Here is a 1433-nt window from a genome sequence, read left to right as displayed (position 1 = left end):
GCTCAAGGAAAAGCTCAAGACAATCGACAAGCAAATGGCCGTTCAGCGCGGGAATCGCGGCGCTTTGGTGCGCGTGGCGCTTGTCGGATATACAAACGTCGGGAAGTCGACGCTGATGAACGCCATCGGGAAAAGTGACGTGTTTGTTGAAGACAAGCTGTTTGCGACTCTTGACACGACGGTGCGCAAGGTCGTTATTAAAAACCTGCCGTTCCTGTTATCGGATACCGTCGGATTTATCAGAAAGCTTCCGACACAGCTCATCGAGTCGTTTAAAAGCACGCTCGACGAAGTACGCGAAGCCGATTTGCTGCTGCATGTCGTGGATATTTCGCACGCTGATTTCGAAGAGCACATTTCATCGGTTAACCAAATTCTCGCTGACATCAAATGCCAGGAAAAGCCGACGATCATGGTCTTCAACAAGATCGATGCATACAAAAGCGAAGTCATCGAACACGACGATTTGATGACGGAACGGACCAAAAAACACTATTCGCTCGAGGAGTGGAAATCGACCTGGATGGGCGAGCTCGGCCAAAAGAACGCGCTGTTCATTTCGGCGACCAACAAGCAGAACTTTGAGGAATTCCGGAAAACGGTTTATGAATCGGTGCGGCAAATCCACGTGATGCGCTTTCCCTATAACAACTTTTTGTATCCCGATTGGGAACATGCTATCGAAAAAGAAGAATAGCCATAAAAAAAGTCCATTTACATCTGCAAATGGACTTTTTCTTTTTATCTGAATTTTAGAATAAGTAGTTGAAGCTTACGCCGAATACCTGACGGACCTGGAATCCGCGGAAGGCGTTGTCATCATAAATAGTCTGAAAGTTGATGTTTGTCGACAGATATTTGTTGATTTTCATGACGATGTTCAGCTGATAATCAATATCGACATTTTGCGGATCTTCGAGATAATTCGAATACAGGTTCAATATGTTTTCGAACGAAACGTTGGCGACAATGCCGACTTTGTAATACAGCGAGGCATTCATTCCCAACTCGTAACGCAGCGATTCGCCTTCCTTAACGCCGAAATATGCTTCATCGGGCAGCGTGAACGCAGGATCGACAAAAGTCAGCTTTGAGGTAAGCGGCGAAAGGTTGAATTTAAAGTTGTCGTCTTTCTTATATAAAACGCCCGGGCCAATGAGCAAATACGCGGGTGAAAAGAAATTAGTATACTCTGTCCTGATTTCGGCGCCGTTGACGTCGCGCGAATACAGATAGCCTTTCGTGAATTGTGTCTTAAAGTTTAAAAACGCTGAATAATACCAGCGGCTCGCAGCTTTCATCCGGTGCCCGACAAGCGAGTTGATCTCGATCCGATCGTCAGTTTTCTTGGCGAAAGAACTCGTCCTGGTTTTGACAAGCCCGTAAGACGCGATGAATTTGTTGTCCCAATTCCAGCCGTCTTTGTAGTAGTT

At 46.1% G+C, this 1433-nt stretch carries 2 protein-coding genes; one reads left to right on the top strand and one right to left on the bottom strand.

Going from position 1 to position 1433, the window contains the following annotated elements; all coding sequences use genetic code 11:
- On the top strand, nt 1-697 hold a 697-nt coding region (locus EOO50_RS17620; protein WP_290841598.1), incomplete at its 5' end, for a GTPase.
- A 55-nt stretch (nt 698-752) separates the two neighbouring features.
- Here the strand turns inward: EOO50_RS17620 and EOO50_RS17615 are convergent.
- Nucleotides 753-1433, bottom strand: a 681-nt coding sequence (locus EOO50_RS17615; RefSeq protein WP_290841597.1) for a DUF3078 domain-containing protein, incomplete at its 5' end; no start/stop codon positions are given.

The sequence above is a fragment of the Flavobacterium sp. genome (assembly GCF_004211145.1).
Taxonomy (GTDB): Bacteria; Bacteroidota; Bacteroidia; order Flavobacteriales; family Flavobacteriaceae; genus Flavobacterium.
Note: the sequence above shows the minus strand (reverse complement) of the source record. Positions and strands in the feature narration are given on the sequence as shown.